This window comes from Chryseobacterium piscicola, from assembly GCF_900156685.1.
Classification (GTDB): domain Bacteria; phylum Bacteroidota; class Bacteroidia; order Flavobacteriales; family Weeksellaceae; genus Chryseobacterium; species Chryseobacterium piscicola.
Genome location: NZ_FTOJ01000001.1, coordinates 458,168 through 476,125, shown reverse-complemented (window position 1 = coordinate 476,125; position 17,958 = coordinate 458,168). Strand labels below are relative to the sequence as shown.

Annotated in this window: 12 protein-coding genes; all 12 read left to right on the top strand. The window is 35.5% G+C overall.

Annotation, left to right across the window (positions count from 1 at the left end):
- Positions 1-331 precede the first annotated feature (331 nt).
- Positions 332-577, top strand: a complete 246-nt coding sequence (locus BW939_RS02250; protein WP_076449360.1) for a hypothetical protein — start codon at positions 332-334, stop codon at positions 575-577.
- Between the two features lie 115 nt (positions 578-692).
- Positions 693-2,192, top strand: a complete 1,500-nt coding sequence (locus BW939_RS02245; protein WP_076449359.1) for a GH3 auxin-responsive promoter family protein — start codon at positions 693-695, stop codon at positions 2,190-2,192.
- A gap of 70 nt (positions 2,193-2,262) precedes the next feature.
- Entirely contained in the window at positions 2,263-2,631 is a 369-nt protein-coding gene (locus BW939_RS02240) for a hypothetical protein (RefSeq protein WP_076449358.1), read from the top strand.
- Between the two features lie 71 nt (positions 2,632-2,702).
- Entirely contained in the window at positions 2,703-3,938 is a 1,236-nt protein-coding gene (locus BW939_RS02235) for an MFS transporter (protein ID WP_076449357.1), read from the top strand.
- 85 nt (positions 3,939-4,023) lie between these two features.
- The gene (locus BW939_RS02230) at positions 4,024-6,078 is read left to right on the top strand and encodes a T9SS type B sorting domain-containing protein (protein WP_076449356.1); all 2,055 of its coding nucleotides are present in this window, start codon (positions 4,024-4,026) and stop codon (positions 6,076-6,078) included.
- Positions 6,079-6,187: 109 nt separating this feature from the next.
- On the top strand, positions 6,188-8,251 hold the full coding sequence (locus BW939_RS02225) for a T9SS type B sorting domain-containing protein (RefSeq protein WP_076449355.1): 2,064 nt from the start codon (positions 6,188-6,190) through the stop codon (positions 8,249-8,251).
- Between the two features lie 156 nt (positions 8,252-8,407).
- Positions 8,408-9,988: a replicative DNA helicase gene (gene dnaB, locus BW939_RS02220; protein ID WP_076449354.1), complete on the top strand. Its 1,581-nt coding sequence runs from the start codon at positions 8,408-8,410 to the stop codon at positions 9,986-9,988.
- 130 nt (positions 9,989-10,118) lie between these two features.
- Positions 10,119-10,595: a ribonuclease HI gene (gene rnhA / locus BW939_RS02215; RefSeq protein WP_076449352.1), complete on the top strand. Its 477-nt coding sequence runs from the start codon at positions 10,119-10,121 to the stop codon at positions 10,593-10,595.
- A 217-nt stretch (positions 10,596-10,812) separates the two neighbouring features.
- Positions 10,813-13,071 carry a T9SS type B sorting domain-containing protein gene (locus tag BW939_RS02210; protein WP_076449350.1) on the top strand — a complete coding sequence of 753 codons (2,259 nt, stop codon included), beginning with the start codon at positions 10,813-10,815 and terminating at the stop codon, positions 13,069-13,071.
- A 163-nt stretch (positions 13,072-13,234) separates the two neighbouring features.
- A complete protein-coding gene (locus tag BW939_RS02205; protein WP_076449348.1) occupies positions 13,235-15,502 on the top strand; it encodes a T9SS type B sorting domain-containing protein in 2,268 nt (755 codons plus the stop codon).
- A 127-nt stretch (positions 15,503-15,629) separates the two neighbouring features.
- Entirely contained in the window at positions 15,630-16,259 is a 630-nt protein-coding gene (locus tag BW939_RS02200) for an NAD(P)H-dependent oxidoreductase (RefSeq protein ID WP_076449346.1), read from the top strand.
- Positions 16,260-16,290: 31 nt separating this feature from the next.
- Complete coding sequence (gene nadB / locus BW939_RS02195) at positions 16,291-17,868, top strand: L-aspartate oxidase (protein ID WP_076449344.1); 1,578 nt, start codon at positions 16,291-16,293, stop codon at positions 17,866-17,868.
- Positions 17,869-17,958: the final 90 nt, after the last annotated feature.

Here is a 17,958-nt window from a genome sequence, read left to right as displayed (position 1 = left end):
CAGGGTCATTTGCAAAGATAAGATTTATTTGACATCAATGTTTTTCATGAAAACCAAATTACAGACCAAAAAAGCATGAAGAGACAACACTCTAATAAAAAGATGATTTAATAGGGTGATTTATCTAAGAATAGACAACAATACATTAAATCTAGAAAATCTTATAAAGCTAATTGCACAAGATAAATCCACAGATTTATTTAAAAATTAAACTGTCTCCATAGAAAGGTAAGTTTATTTTAAGATTTAATAAGTTTTAGTTAAATTTTAATTTGGAATAAAATATATCTGGTTTTTGATTACATTTGATTATCATTAAAACATATCAACAATGAGAAAATTCATCACCGCACTATCTATAATCATTGGATTAGGATTTGCACAAGCACAGCAAGTAGCACCAGCTACGAAAGCATCCCAAAAAACCACAAAAGTGGTAAAGACTATGGAAGCTAAACCGGCTGCAAAACCAGCTGCAAAAATGAAAAAAGACGGTACTCCGGATAAAAGGTACAAGGAAAACCAAAAATTAAAAAAAGACGGTACGCCCGACAAAAGATTCAAGCAAAACAAATAATATCAACCATAGGTTGTAATTTGATAATCAAATTCTATAGAGCCGGAGAAAAATCTTCGGCTTTTTGTTGAAATAAAATATTCAAAAATTATTGCATTATTTATAAATTTGAGGCATGCTAAATTTCTTGAAGAAAAATATTGCTTTGGCTTGGGCAAAACGTCACGTTTTACAAACTAAAAATTTTAAAAACAAGGCCGAAAGATTGCAGGAAGAATTATTATTAACCCTTGTAAAAACTGCCGAAAAGACGCTTTTCGGGCGCAGCCACGACTTTGAAAACATAAAAACCGTTAAAGATTTTCAGGAAAAAGTAAAGATTAATGATTATGAAGATCTAAAATTTTATATTGAAAAAGTAAAAAAAGGGCAACGAGACATTCTTTGGATAGGCACACCGGAGTATTTTGCTAAAACATCTGGTACTACTTCCGGCTCAAAATACATTCCTATTTCAAAAGAAGCAATGCCTTTTCAGGTAAAAGGTGCGCAGAGTGCTTTATTCCATTATATTGCTAAAAAATATAATGCCGATTTCGTCACTGGTAAAATGATTTTCCTACAGGGAAGCCCAGAATTAGAAGAAGTTTATGGTATTAAAACAGGGCGACTTTCAGGAATTGTTGCTCATCACATCCCCAAATATCTTCAAAAAAACAGATTACCTAGCTGGGAAACGAATTTGATTGACGACTGGGAAACCAAAGTAGATAAAATAGTAAAAGAAACAGAGCATGAAAATATGACTTTGATTTCCGGAATTCCACCGTGGCTAATTATGTATTTCGAAAAACTGACTGAAAAACACGGCAAAAAAATCAAACAACTGTTTCCTAATCTTCAACTCATTGTGACAGGTGGAGTAAACTACGAACCTTATAAAGATAAAATGGAATATCTTCTTGGTGAAAAAGTAGATATCGTGCAGACTTTTCCCGCTTCTGAAGGTTTTTTTGCTTTTCAAGACGACTATACAAAAGAAGGTCTTCTGCTTTTAACCAACCATGGTATTTTCTATGAATTTATTCCATTAGAACAATTTGGAAAGCCAGACGCCGAAAGACTTACTTTAAAAGATGTGGAATTAAATAAAGATTATGCTTTAATTTTAACCACCAACTCTGGCCTTTGGGCTTACTCTATTGGTGATGTAGTGAGGTTTATAGATAAAAATCCTTATCGAGTTTTGGTAAGCGGAAGAACAAAGCATTTCACATCAGCTTTTGGTGAGCACGTTATTGCTTTTGAAGTAGAAGAAGCAATGAAAGCTACGGTTGAGAAATTTCCTGCAAAAATCACCGAATTTCATCTTGCGCCTCAGGTGAATGCGGAAGAAGAACTACCTTATCATGAATGGTTTATAGAATTTGAACAAGAACCACAAGATTTAAATCAATTTAAAGAAGAACTCGATATTCAACTGAGAAATAGAAACACCTATTATGATGATTTAATTTCTGGAAACATTCTTCAAAAATTAAAAATTTCGAGATTGAAAAAAAATGCCTTCAATGAATATGCAAAATCTCAAGGGAAATTGGGAGGCCAAAACAAAACACCAAGACTTGCTAATGACAGAAAATTGGCAGATTTAATTGAAATTTACAAAGTATAGACACATTTTTTTAAATTCCCAAAAGATATATTCAAAAAAAATTATAAATTTGAAAAACTAAAAAATTATAATGAGAGCATCTGTACTATTAAAATCTTCCTTACTGACTTCGTTATTCGTGATTTCGTCTTGCGCTACAACAAATTATTCGGAAGATATTTCTCAAAACAATTACTCAAATCTTCAAGCCGGGAAAATTTATACCGTAAATAAAAAAGATGGTTCTGCAAAAGAAACCATCCTATTCAAGAATATCGTTGGCGAAAATATCATCGGAATGAAAGGTAAAAAAGACAGTACAGAAATTAAAATCCCAAAAAGCAATATAGAATCTGTAAAAGACCGCTCTAAAGCCAGAGTAAGTACGGGCGCAATCGTAATAGGCGCTGCTGCTACTGCCGCAATTGTACTCAGCTCAATGAGAGCAGACAAAAACTAAATTCAAGCTTAATTTTAGCTTAAAATAAAATATAAATAGCTCTAAATAAATTTTTAGAGCTATTTTTGTACATGATTTCACTTTCTCCGCTACAAACCTTGAAAAATGGCGAATTTAGAAATCTTCTTACAGGAAGATTTTTTATCATTTTAGCATTCAGAATGCTTGCAACATTACTAGGATGGTGGGTTTATCAGCTCACAAAAGACCCTTTCTCAATCGGGCTTATCGGACTTTCTGAAGTGATTCCTGCTGTAAGCTGTGCATTGTACGCAGGACATGTAATTGACACCAGAGAGAAGAAAAAACTACTACTTATCTGTACTTACGCCTATGTTTTTTTGATTGGGCTTTTGCTGATTCCTGCATTTTACAATATTGAACTAGATTTTAGCGGTAATCAGATTACCTATTTTATATATGCTGTTATTTTTTTTACGGGTATTGCTAGAGCCTTTATTGGGCCGATTGTTCCATCAATGATCCCAAAAATTGTAAATCAAATTAACCTCCCAAGTGCAATTACGCTTAACCAAGCTACATTCTTGATATCGTCTGTTTGCGGACATGCTGCAGGTGGATTTTTAATAGAATTTTACGGAATAAAATGGACTGTGATGGTAGTGGTTATACTTATTATCATCTCTTCTCTATTTTTTTGGCAACTCAACAAACAGTTTCCTGAGCCTAAAAAAGGAGATATAAAGGTAATAGAAAGTATAAAGGAGGGAGTTTCTTTCATTTATAAAACCAAAGAAATACTGGGTGCTTTATATCTAGATATGTTTGCGGTACTTTTTGGAGGAGCGGTAGCTATGATCCCTGTATTCGCTACAGATATTTTGAAATCTGGTGCTGACGGTTTAGGACTACTTAATGCTGCATCGGATATTGGCTCAATGATTATTATAACAACATTGGCATTGTTTCCTTTAAGAAAAAATCAAGGCAAAATATTATTGGTTGCAGTAGCAGGATTCGGAATTTGTATAATTGGCTTCGGTCTTTCAAATTATTATTGGCTTTCATTCTTGTTTTTAGTCATGAGTGGAATGTTGGATGGCATTTCAGTAGTTATTCGAGGAACTATTGTACAATTGAAAACTCCAGATCACATCAGAGGACGAGTTTTAAGTGTAAACTCTATATTCATCATGTCTAGCAACGAAATGGGGCAGTTTGAGAGCGGAGTTGCTGCAAAATTTCTCGGTGCAGTACGGTCTGTAGTAATTGGCGGAAGTCTTACTGTATTAATTGCCTTAATGGTAGGAAGTACCAATTTTAAGTTGAGAAAAATGCAATATTAATTGTTTTTTCTCGTTTTTAATTAATTATCATCAAATAATCAGTTTCTATTTAATAATTTATTATATTTGTTATAAATTTTTTAGTATGAAAAAAACTCTACTCATTCTCTTCATATTTCTGTCGCATCTGTTTTTTGCGCAATCAGACTGCCCTACAGCAATTGCTTTATGCGGAAATTCAAATATTTCGTACACGCCATCTGGTCCTGGTGATATACTAGAAGATCTTGGTGGCTGTCTTTCTACTGACGAGCACTATTCTGTTTGGTACAGTTTTACCATTGGCACAGCAGGAACTTTAGGATTTACTATAACATCGAATAACTTACCAGATGACTATGATTTTGGAGTTTACGGGCCTAATAAAACATGTGCTAACTTTGGTGCGCCTATTAGATGTAATTACGCAGGATCAAACCCTGCGGGAGTTACCGGTCTGGCGCTCACGCCTCCCTACACTGGTTATTGGAGTCAATATCTAGATGTATTACCAGGTGAAACTTATTATTTAGTAGTAGATAACTTTAGTAAATCTGCTAACGGTTTTAGTTTAACATGGAGTGGAACAGCAACGCTTGCATCGCCTTTTAACTCTACTCTAGTACCCAATCCTTTCATTGCACCTGGACTTACAAGCCCGAATGGTGGACCAAACGAAGTAGTTGTTTGTACAAACCCTGCAGTTTTTAATTTCAGTACATTATCTACAGGAATCATTAATGGCAACCCCAATTTTGCAGTAAAATATTATAAGAATACGAATGATATGCTTAGCAATCAAAATGCTATCACAGCTCCTATTCCTGTAAATACTACAGACACCTATTATTACAGTATACAATACACCAATCCGACTAATCCGAATGACCCAGTCAACAAATGTGCGATAACTGGCAATTTTAAGTTTAAAAACGGTGCTTTTACTCTTACAGATCAAACACTCACACAATGTAATAATAACAATACTGGCACAGCCATATTTAATCTTACAGATGCTGTTGTAACCACAGACACAACTATTACATTGAAATATTATCCTTCAATGTTTGACCTTAACAATAATACAAACCAGATTACAAATATATATCAATACCTATCTGGTGGAGGTTCTGTTTTTGTACTTGGAACTTCGCCTTTTGGATGTACTGATATAGCAGAAATCAAACTCACCTTCTTTCCTGTTGTGGTTGTAAACCAAGCTTCTCTAAGGTCTTGCTTTATCGAAGGAAACTCATCTATGGCAAGTTTTAATCTTACTGCAGCCTTAGTTACTTCCCAAACAGGTGTTACTAAAAAATACTACCCTTCTGAAACTGATGCTATTAACCAGACTAATGAAATTTTAAATACAAACCCTTATATCGCACCAACAGGAGTAGTGTATGTGAGAGTAATGAACGGAAACAATTGCTATGCGGTAGCAAAAGTAACTCTCGAGGTAATTCCTCCCGTATATTCTACAGTATTGGTTGATAAAGTAATCTGTATGGAAGACCGTACTACTCTAGATGCAGGACCAGGATTTAGTGGTTATGAATGGAGTACTGGAGCAACTACACAAACTGTATCTAATATTTCTGTAGGAACGTATTGGGTAAAATTAAAAACTGGAGATTGTTGGGCAAAACAAACCGTAAAAGTTTTCCCTTCAGAACAGCCTGTTGTTTCTAATATTGAAATATCAAACAATACTGTAACAGTTTTCGCAATCGGAGGAACGCCTGCATATAGCTATTCTCTAGATAATATCAACTGGCAAGATTCAAATATATTCTTAAACTTAAATAGAGGTGACCATACCGTTTATGTAAAAGATGCTTATGACTGTGATCCTATTGTTGTGGATATCGTAGTTCCAAACATTATCAACGTGATTACTCCAAACGGAGACGGTGTAAATGATGTAATAGATTATTCTGCTCTTTCTAATAAAAAGAATTTAGTTTTGAATATATTTGATAGATACGGAACGAAAATACATCAGGCTGATAAAAACAACCAGTATAAATGGGACGGAACCATTGCTGGCAAAAAAGTTTCTACAGGCACCTATTGGTATTCCGTAACATGGAACGAAAACAATAAAAACAGTACCCCAATTAAATTCTCCGGGTGGGTAATGGTAAAAAACAGAGAATAATTATATATTCTACTAATAAAAGCTGCATATTTTGTGCAGCTTTTGTTTTATACAATCAATGATATAAATTGACAATTATTTTATTTAACTTTGTTTAAATTAATTTAAAATGAAAAAAATACTACTCCTTTTTATTTTAATATCTTCACAATTACTTTACTCCCAGTCTGATTGTAGTTCTGCAATACCCGTTTGTGGAAATTCAACTCTATCTTATACACCAAGTGGACCAGGCTCAACCCTAGAAGATCTTGGAGGATGCTTAATTAATGACGAACATTTTTCTACTTGGTATAGCTTTACCGCTTCTACAAGTGGAACTTTAGCTTTTACTATTGATGCTGTGAATAACAGTACAGATTACGATTTTGCTGTTTACGCTGCCAATGCGACATGTGCCAATTTGGGAGCTCCTATCAGATGTAACTATGCGGGTGCAAGTCCAACAGGAAATACCGGATTGGAATTATCAGATTCGGGATCAAATTATTTTGAAGCTAATCTCGATGTAATTGCCGGTGAAACATATTATTTAATTGTAGATAATTTTAGCAGTACTGCAAATAGCGGATTCTCTTTAATCTGGGAAGGCACAGCACAGCTTTCATCTCCATTTAACAATCCTGCATTAACTCCTTTTCCATTTATTACTCCTGGAGTGCCAAATGCAACAGACCCTACATTACCAAACGAAATCTTGAAATGTGCATTGCCTATGCAGTTTGATTTCACTACTTTGAGCGCAGGTATTCTAAATGGAAATCAAAATTTTAATGTAACCTATCACAACACCGTAAATGATGCAATTACTGGAGACAACCCACTTACTACAACTTTAGTAAATGGTACAACAATCTATTATTATAGACTAAAATACCAAGATCCCGCAAACCCGAATAACCCTATCAACAGTTGCTTTGTTACGGGTAGATTTAAATTTAAGCAGGGAAATATTGTAGCTTCAGATGCTACTTTAACGGCATGTAATAATAATGGCGCAGGTACAGCAACATTCAATCTTACACTTGCAACAGTATTTAATGATCCTGGATCTATAAAAAAATACTACCCATCTTTGGCAGATATGAATGCCAATACAAACCAAATAATGAATCCTACAGCTTACGTGTCTGCACCAAAAACAGTTTATGTAAAAGTAACTTCTTTTGAAGGCTGTACAGATGATGCTACCATTGCATTGAGTTTCTATCCTGTTGTTATAGTAAACCCAGCTACATTAGAATCTTGCTACATAGAACTTGCACCTACCACTGCTGCTTTTGATTTAACAACAGCTACAGTAACATCACAAACAGGAATCACAAAACTTTTCTACACCACTCTAGCTAATGCTACAGCACAAACAAGTCCGATTCCAAACCCTACAAACTATATCACGACAAGCAGAGAGGTATATGTAAGAGTAACCAACACAAATGAATGTTGGGCAATTGCAAAAATCACTTTAATTGTTCTTCCTCCAGTAAAATCTACTGTCCTTAAAGACAAAACAATTTGCATGGAAGACAGAACTACTTTAGATGCCGGAGCAGGCTTCCTAAGCTATGAATGGAGTACCGGTGCAAAAACACAAATCATCACAGGAGTAGCAGTTGGTACTTATTGGGTAAAACTTCAGACAGGTAAATGTTTTACTATTCAGAATGTAAATGTTTATCCTAGCAATCAGCCTATAATTTCAACCGTTGATATTACTAATAATTCTGTTACCATAACTGCTAACGGTGGAACACCAGGATACCAATACTCCATTAATGGGATCAATTGGCAGGCTTCTAATGTTTTCTCAGGATTACCTAGGGGCGAAAATACAGTTTACGTAAATGACTCTTATGATTGTGATCCTGTACAAGTTACTGTAACGGTACCTAATCTAGTAAATGCCATCACTCCAAATGGTGATAATATGAATGATGCCGTAGACTATTCTGCACTATCATACAAAAAGAATTTAGTCTTTACAGTTTACAATAGATATGGAAATAAAATTTATGTAGGAGACAAAATCCGAAACTATTCATGGGACGGAACTTCAGGAGGTAAAAAAATTCAGACTGGTACATATTGGTACACTATCACATGGACCGAAGACGACAAAAATAAAACCGAGATGAAATACAGCGGTTGGATTCTTGTAAAAAACAGAGAATAAGCTCTATCAAATAAATTCACAAAACACCTTCAAAAAATTGAAGGTGTTTTTTTATTAACAACAAAAACACAGCAACTATCGGCGTTTTCAAAATTATCCCAACAAATTGTTAGTTAGTATTTATTATTTCTTTTTTAAAAAATTTATCTTTGCACTATGGCGCAGAAAGAAACATTATCATCACTTACCCAAGGCAACTTTGCCAGAGAGCTTTCCATTTCAGATGGAAAAATGCCTCCCAATGCAGTAGAATTTGAGCGATTGGTAATCGGTACTTTTCTAATCGATAAAAAAGGTTTAGATCATTCTATTGACCTTTTAACGCCCGAAGTTTTTTACGACCCGAGACATCAAGTCATTTTTAGAATAATACTTAAACTGTATGAAGCTAACCATCCGGTTGATATTATGACCATTATTCAGGAACTTAAAAAAGAAGAAAAACTGAATCTTGCAGGTGGTGATCATTATATTATTGAACTTACGATGGGTGTAAGCTCTAGTGCACATATTGAATATCACGTAAGGGTAATTCTCGAAAAATATATTTTGAGAAGCCTCATCAACGTATCTGCCAATGTAATCGACTCTTCGTACAAAGAATCAACAGACGTTTTTGAACTTTTAGATAAAGCAGAACAGTCATTCTTTGAGATTACCAACGGAACCATAAAAAAAGGTTTCGACACTGCAAACTCTTTGGTAAAACAAGCCATTGAAACCATAAAATCTTTAAAAGATAAAGAGGGGCTTTCTGGTGTGCCGTCGGGCTTCAGAGATATTGATAAAGAAACTGGAGGCTGGCAAAATTCTGACCTCATTATAATTGCTGCTCGTCCAGCAATGGGTAAAACAGCATTCCTTTTATCAATGGCAAGAAATATTGCAGTAGGTCACAAAATCCCAATGGTTCTATTCTCTCTGGAAATGGCATCCGTACAGCTCATCACAAGAATGATTGCCTCGGAAACCAAAATTTCATCTGAAAAATTACGAAAAGGAACTTTAGAAGACGACGAATGGCAAAGACTGTTTTCTAATGTTTCTGAGCTTGAAAATGCACCACTTTTTATTGATGAAACACCTTCACTTTCAATATTCGATTTTCGTGCAAAATGCAGAAGACTGGTAATGCAGCATGGTGTAAGATTAATCATGGTGGATTACCTTCAGTTGATGACTGCTGGCGGTGGAAGCGGAAAAGGTTCTGGAAATCGCGAACAGGAAATCTCCATGATTTCTAGATCTCTAAAAGCAATTGCTAAAGAATTAAACGTTCCGGTAATAGCTCTTTCCCAGCTTTCAAGAAGTGTGGAAACCCGCCCCGGTAAAAGGCCCCAACTCTCGGATCTTAGGGAATCTGGAGCGATTGAGCAAGATGCAGATATCGTTTCCTTTATTTTCAGACCAGAATATTATAAAATTACAACTTGGGATAATGACGAAGAAGGCGCAGAAACATCAACCGAAAATCAGGCAGAGCTTATCATTGCAAAACACAGAAATGGTGCAACTGCCGATGTAAGATTGTCATTCTTAAAGCATTTTGCGAAGTTTGACAATGTGGAAGCTGCATTCGACAACAATTTTGGTGGAGGATTCAAGAGTGAACCAAGTGGTTTTGAAAAAATTAAAACAACCATTCAACCAGGAGCCGCATTTGATTTACCAAACAGTTCTAAACTTTCTGGATCGTCTATGAATGATTTGGATGACGAGGAAGATTTTCCTTTTTAATATCTACGACAGAAATAAAAACTAAGTTTTTTAAAATTCGTAAAAATATAGTCTTGAAAATTAATTTATGTATTTTGATAAATCTTCAGGGTTTCTTTTAACTACACCTTATCATTAACCTTAACTAAAAATGAGAATTGAAATATATACTGACGGTGCATGCAGCGGAAACCCGGGCAAAGGAGGCTATGGAATTCTAATGCGTGTACCTGAGAAGAATTTTCAGAAAACTTTTTCTAAAGGATTCAAAAAAACCACCAACAACAGAATGGAACTTTTGGCAGTAATCGTTGCTTTAGAAAAACTAAAATCTGACCAAAATGATATTCATGTTTTTACAGACAGCAAATATGTATCTGATGCTGTAAACCAAAATTGGATTGCAGGCTGGGTAAAAAGAAGCTGGAAAAACGTGAAAAATCCCGATTTATGGAAAAGATTCATTCCTCTTTTTCAACTTCATAATCCTAAATTCCATTGGATAAAAGGACATGCAGGGCATTTCGAAAATGAACTTTGCGACAAACTCGCTGTAGCAGCTGCAGCTAGTGAAAATCTTGAAGCGGATGGCTATTTTGAGAGCATTCAGAATAATTCTTTGTTTTAAATTTAAACACATTCTTATCATAAAATATGCAGGTAAAAATCTAAATATTCTTATTTCTAATTATTTCAAAACAATCTTAAAATCTTTATTCAATTCGCTATCATTCACACTTTTTATTGAAATATAATCAGTTATTTTTACAATATTAATATAATATTTCCATTACATATCGTTTTTATTTATACCTTTGCCACTTAAATCTAAAGTTCTCTGGTAAATGAATAAAAATCTATTATCTTGTATTGCGCTTTTTCTTTTTTGTTTTAGTGCTTTATTAAAATCCCAGACATATCAGCTAGTTGGAAACCCCGTAGTAACTACAGGCTGGGATATTGTGCCTTCTGCATCTGTAAGTGGAGATTTCATACAGCTAACAGCCAATCAAACAGGTCAAGTAGGAGGAATTAAACTAAACGCTCCCATTAATTTAAAATATTGCGATAAATGGAGAGTTGAATTCGATTTTCGTATTGACGGCACAGGTACTCCTGCTTATGGCAATGGAGACGGCTTTGCTTTTTGGTATTTAAATAATCCTCCAGCTTCTTACACAAGTGGTGGTGGATTGGGAATCCCAGCCAACTCGAATGGTTTGATGGTTGGTTTTGATATCTTCAACAATAGTACAGAAGGTCAAATGAGTAAAATTCACGTTTTATACGGAACAAACAATACCGCGGGAAGCAATATTGAGTTCAATAACACGCCTGGAAGCACATATCACACCCCTGATCTTATTGCTACACAACCTTTTGTAGGTGCTACTTACAAGCATGTAGAGGTGCTGGGCGAAGTAAGTGCAACCAACCCCAACAACTGGGTCATTCAGATCAAACTAGATAATGTAACAGTTGTTAACCAAACTTTCGCACCTTCTGGTGGAGCAATGGGTATGACAACCGGATATTTCGGGTTTTCAGCTTCTACAGGAGCTGCAAGCGCAAGACATTCTATAAAAAATGTGAAAATCTATACTGAAAAAATTCCTATTTTACAGAGCACAATTAATCAATCAACCTGCCCAAATCCATCTACAGGATTAGGCACAGTAAACCTTACCTCTTTCAATAACCAATTTGTAGCAAATCCTGCAAATTATACATTTACATATTACGTACAAGGTAACCCTACCCCAATAGCAAATCCTACCAATTTTCAATATAACGCAAATACAACTATTAATGTATTTGTTAAAGATAATTCTGGACTTCTTTGTGATAATCCGGACGGAAAAATTCAACTTACACTTGGTGCTTTTACAGCCACCAATGTCACGCTTTCTACATGTAATGACAATTATGCCACCACAGCTACATTTAACCTTACTCTAGCAGCGGTGTCTTCAACTCCTGGAGCAACTAAGAAATATTACAAAACCTTAGCAGATCTTACCGCAGGTACAAACGAAATTACTAATCCTACAGCTTATGTTTCAGCCCCAGGAAAGGTTTATGTAAAGGTGACTACACCACAAGGCTGTACCGGTAATGCAGAAATCACATTAAGCTTTTCACCTCTTCCTACAGCTACAGATGCATCTTTGCAATCTTGTTTTATAGAAGAAATAGGAATGACAGGATCATTTAACCTCACCTCAGCAAATGTTTCAAACGATTTAGGAATTACAAAGATTTATTATTCTACATTAGACAATGCTCTTAATAACACAAACCCCATTGCAAACCCTGCAGTTTATGTGTCTCCAAGTGCCATTGTTTATGTGAAAATTACAGGTACAAACGCTTGTTATGTTATTAGAAAAATTACCCTTTCTGTAATACCACCAACAAGATCTTCTGTTTTAAAAGACAAAATTATTTGTATTGAAGATAGAACGACATTAGATGCAGGACCTGGATTTGCAAGCTACGAATGGAGCACAGGCGCAACAACGCAATCTATCACAGGTGTATCCGTAGGCACCTATTGGGTAAGATTAAAAACAGGAAATTGCTTTACTTTACAAACCGTAAGGGTAAGGGCAGCCGGAAACCCGGTTATCTCAAGCTTAGATATTAAAAACAATACAATTACCGTAAATGTATCTGGCGGAACTCCCGCTTATCAATATTCCTTAAATGGGACGACTTGGCAAAACTCTAATGTTTTCACAGGCTTACCAAGGGGCGAAAACAAAATTTATGTAAAAGATTCTTATAACTGCCTGCCAATAGAAGTGCAGGTTACAGTACCAAATATCCTTAACGCAATCACGCCAAACGGAGACAATGTAAATGATGTGATTGACTATACAGCTCTTGCTTACAAGAAAAACTTGATTTTCATTGTTTATGACAGATACGGAAACAAAAAATTTGAGGCAGACAAAATCAGAAACTACAAATGGGACGGAACCTCAGGCAATAAAAAACTCCCTACAGGAACCTATTGGTACACTATCTCTTGGAACGAAAACGATAAAAACAATACAAAAACAGTTTACAACGGCTGGGTATTATTAAAGAATAGAGAATAACCTCTTCATGCAAATCACTCCTTACAGTAAGGAGTGATTTTTATTGGTAGGAAAAACATAAATTAAACAATTAAGATACACATTTGATACTTTAAAGCTATTTTACACACTGCAACACACCTTAAAACTAATACATTTACCTAATCAAAAAATTAATAATTACATGAAAAAAAATCTATTATTATTTTTTAGTATCGCTTTAAGTCTCTTGTTTAATCATTCAAAAGCTCAAACCTATCAACTTACAGGAAACCCTGTAGTTACTACTGGCTGGGATCTTGTATCTGCTGCAACTGTTAGTGGAGATTTCATAAGACTTACACCCGACCAAACGAGCCAATTTGGAGCTATAAAACTTTCAAATGCTATCAATCTAAAATATTGTGACAAATGGAAAGTTGAATTTGATTTTAGAATAGACGGAAACGGAACTACCGCATACGGACGTGGGGATGGTTTAACCTTTTGGTACCTTTCAAACCCTCCAGCCGGATTTACCGCTGGTGGAGGTCTTGGTATTCCCGCTAACGCAAACGGACTTATGGTAGCTTTTGATATTTTTAATAACTCTACAGAAGGACAAATGAGTAAAGTACATGTATTGTACGGAACAAACAATCTTCCTGCAGGAAATCCAAATATAGAATACAACACCACCGCCAACAGCACATTTCATTCTAATGACCTCAACCCCACACTGCCATTTGTAGGCACAAATTACAAACATGTAGTGGTCAATGGCGAGACAGATCCAAGCAATGTAAACAATTGGATAATTCAGATAAGAATTGATGGCGTTTTAATCACCAATCAATCTTTCACTCCTTCTGGAGGTGCAATAGGAATGACAACAGGTTATTTTGGCTTTTCATCTGCCACTGGCGCCGCAAGCGCAAGACAATCTATCAAAGACGTAAAAATTTTTGTGGATAAAGTTCCCATTTTCACAAATACCATCACTCCCTTTGTTTGCTTAAATCCAAGTACAGGAAATGGATCTGTAAATTTAACTGCTTACGCCAACCAATTCGTAAACAACCCAGCAAATTATACAATTACCTATTACATCACAGGAAGTGGTACTCCGATTGCCAATCCTACCAGCTTCCAATATACAGGACCTACAAATATTTCAGTAGTTGTAAGCGATCCGTCGTCTACATTATGTGATAATGGTGATGCTAGAATTATTTTAAATCCGCAACCTTTTGATGCTACAGATGTTACCCTCACAGAGTGCAATAACAATAATGCTGGGGTAGGAATTTTTAATCTAGGAAATGCTGCGGTAACAAACATAGTGGGTGTAACAAAAAATTACTATCCCACATTAGCTGCTTTAAATGCCGGAACCAATGAAATCATGAATTGGCCCGCTTACCCTGCAGCCAACGGTGCTTCCGTTTACGTAAAAGTAACAACACCACAAGGATGTGTAGACGACGCCAAAATAACACTAAATCATCATCCTACAGTAACAGTAACTGATGCATTATTGAGGTCATGCTTTATTCAAACCAATATTTCTACTGGTTTATTTAATTTGACAAACGCAAATGTTACCCAACAAACAAATAGCACCAAAAAATATTATCCATCGTTAACCGATGCCATTAACGGAACCAACGAAATCACTAATCCCACAGCCTATACAGCACCAACGGGAGTAATTTTTATTAAAGTAACAAATTCTAATGGATGCTACAGTATTGCCAAAGTAACTCTAGAAGTTATTCAACCAGTCTATTCAAGCGTTTTACAAGATAAAATAATATGTTTCGGAGACACCACAACTCTAAATGCCGGACCTGGCTTTAACGGATACGAATGGAGCAATGGCCAAACCACCCAATCTATAAGCGGCATAGGAGTAGGAAATTATTGGGTAAAATTAAAAACAGGAGATTGCTGGGCAACTCAAACCGTGAAAATTTTCCCATCAGAGCAGCCAGTGGTAAATTATGTTGAAATTTCAAATTCTTCCATCATCGTAAATATTGTTGGCGGCACTCCTCCATATCAATATTCTTTAGACAATGTAAACTGGCAAAATTCTAACGAATTTAAAAATATTACACGAGGAGAATACACAATTTATGTGAAAGATGCTTATCAGTGCGAGCCAATTCAAATCGTCGTTACCGTTCCGAATCTCATAAACGTGATTACTCCAAACGCAGATGGAATGAATGACTATATAGATTATTCGGCTTTAGGAAACAAGCTAAACCTTATCTTTAATGTATATGACAGATATGGTGCAAAAATTCATCAAGGCGATAAAACCAACCAGTACAAATGGGACGGAACTGCGAACGGAAGAAAAGTTCCTACCGGAAACTATTGGTATTCTGTAACCTGGACAGAAAATAACAAAAACAAAACACCCGTGAAATTCTCAGGATGGATTGTGGTGAAAAACAGAGAATAATTTTTTTTCATACTTAATTAGTGAAGTCGTTCCCTTGAAAAGGAGCGGCTTTTTTGTTTAGATAATTTCTAAATAGATAATTCGTTTAAAAGACAGTTTATTCGCATTCTATTCTTAAATTTGTTTTATGAATTATTTGGAAGCTTTAAGCAGAAGATATTCTGTGAAAAAATTCAATCCAGAATTGCGCATTCCTCAGGATGTGCTTTTAAATATACTTGAAGCAGGAAAACTTGCAGCAAGTTCTCTGGGACTTCAGCCCTACAAAATTTGGGTAGTTGAAAGCGCAGAAATGAAAGAAAAACTTATTCCGGCTTTCTACAACCCTTCCCAAATTTCCACTTGCTCACACTTAATCGTCTTAGTTTCAAAAAAAGCAATGGAAGAAACTTACCTCGATGGATATTTCAACCATATCTCTCGGGTAAGAGAACAACCTGTAGAAGATTTAAGCTTATTTAAAAAAAGCATAACTGCACATTTCGGTAGACTAGAGCATGATGATATTTTGAATTGGGCAGAAAAACAAGCTTACATCGTTTTAGCCAATTTGATGTACGCCGCTGCTATTGAAAATATCGACACCTGCCCAATGGAAGGCTTCAAACAAGAACTTATTGAAAACATTCTAAATATCGATTCTGAAAAAGAAAAAGCAACAGTAACCTTAGCATTAGGCTACAGATCAAATGATGACCAATTTCAAAACATGAAAAAGGTAAGAAAACCAAATGAAAAATTGTTTAAATTTATTTAATTATTTTAGACGATTGTCTTAAAGCAAAAATATGATAAAAGCGGATGTACTAGTAATTGGCTCGGGAATTTCCGGACTTTCTTATGCTATAAAAGTTTCAGAACAATTTCCCGATGCCAAAATAATCATCGTAACTAAATCTGATGAAGACGAAAGCAACACAAAATACGCTCAGGGTGGCTTGGCTGTTGTTACTGATTCTAAAAACGATAATTTCGAAAAACATATAGAAGACACCATGCGTGCCGGAGATGGCGAAAACAAACGTGATGTGGTAGAGATGGTGGTAAGAGAAGCACCTGCAAGATTTAATGAAATCGTGGAATGGGGAGCCAATTTTGATATGAAAAATGGTGAATTTACCTTAGGCAGAGAAGGCGGTCATACCGAAAACAGAATTGTACATCACAAAGACATTACAGGTTTTGAAATTGAAAGAGCCTTGCTGCAAACAGCTAAAAGCAGCTCTAACATAGAAATACTTGACCATCACTATGTTATAGACATCATTACCCAACACCATGTTCCCGGGAAAGAATTAAACGAGGGTGAAATCAATTGTTATGGCGCATATATATTAGATGAAAAATCGAAATCTATTAAAAAAATCACCTCAAAAATCACTTTAGTTGCCACCGGCGGAGCGGGTCATGTTTACAAAAACACCACAAACCCCGTTATTGCAACTGGAGACGGAATCGCTTTCGTTGCCCGTGCAAAAGGAAAAGTGAGCAATATGCAGTACTATCAGTTTCATCCAACTGCGCTATTCAGCAAACTAGACGGAATGTTGTTTTTAATTTCCGAAGCTGTACGTGGAGATGGTGCAAAACTGAGAACAAAAAAAGGTGAAAAATTCATGCACAAATATGATGAGCGTGAAGAATTAGCCTCCAGAGACATCGTTGCAAGAGCAATTGATGCTGAAATGAAAGTTACCGGAGACGAATTCGTAGGTCTTGATTGCAGACAAATGAACCAGAAAAAATTCTTAGAACATTTCCCTAATATCTACAAAAAGTGCAAAGACGAAGGCATTGATCCTTTTACTCAATTAATACCCGTAGTTCCAGCTTGCCATTATCTAATGGGCGGAATTGATATTGATAAAGACGGACAATCTTCCTTAAACAATCTATTTGCAGTTGGAGAATGTACTAATTCTGGACTTCATGGCGCAAACAGATTGGCTTCTAATTCTTTGTTGGAAGGATTGGTTTTCGGTCACAACGCAGCTATCAAAACGATAGAACTATTGAAAGAAAATAATTTTGAATTTGATGATTTAAAAGCCATTCCCGAATGGAACGAGGAAGGCATGAAGATTATCGACGAAATGGTAATCGTATCGTATCTCAGAAAACAGCTTCAGGAAATGATGAGTAACCTTGTAGGAATTGTAAGAAGCAACAGCAGATTAAAAATGGCTCTCCAAAAACATCAGGAAATTGCCGCTGCCGTTGACGAAATTTACCACTACTCTATTTTGTCGCCTCAGCTTTCTGAATTAAGAAATTTAACGACAGTTGCCCATTTAATTATCACTCAGTCGATGGAAATGACGCAAAACAAAGGCGCATTTTACAATAAAGATTTAGTGCAGGCATAATTGATTATTATTTAAAATTCTCAAATTGAAATTTATAATTTTCATCAAATTTTAATTATGCTGCAGAAAAGCAATGAAAAATATCTGCTG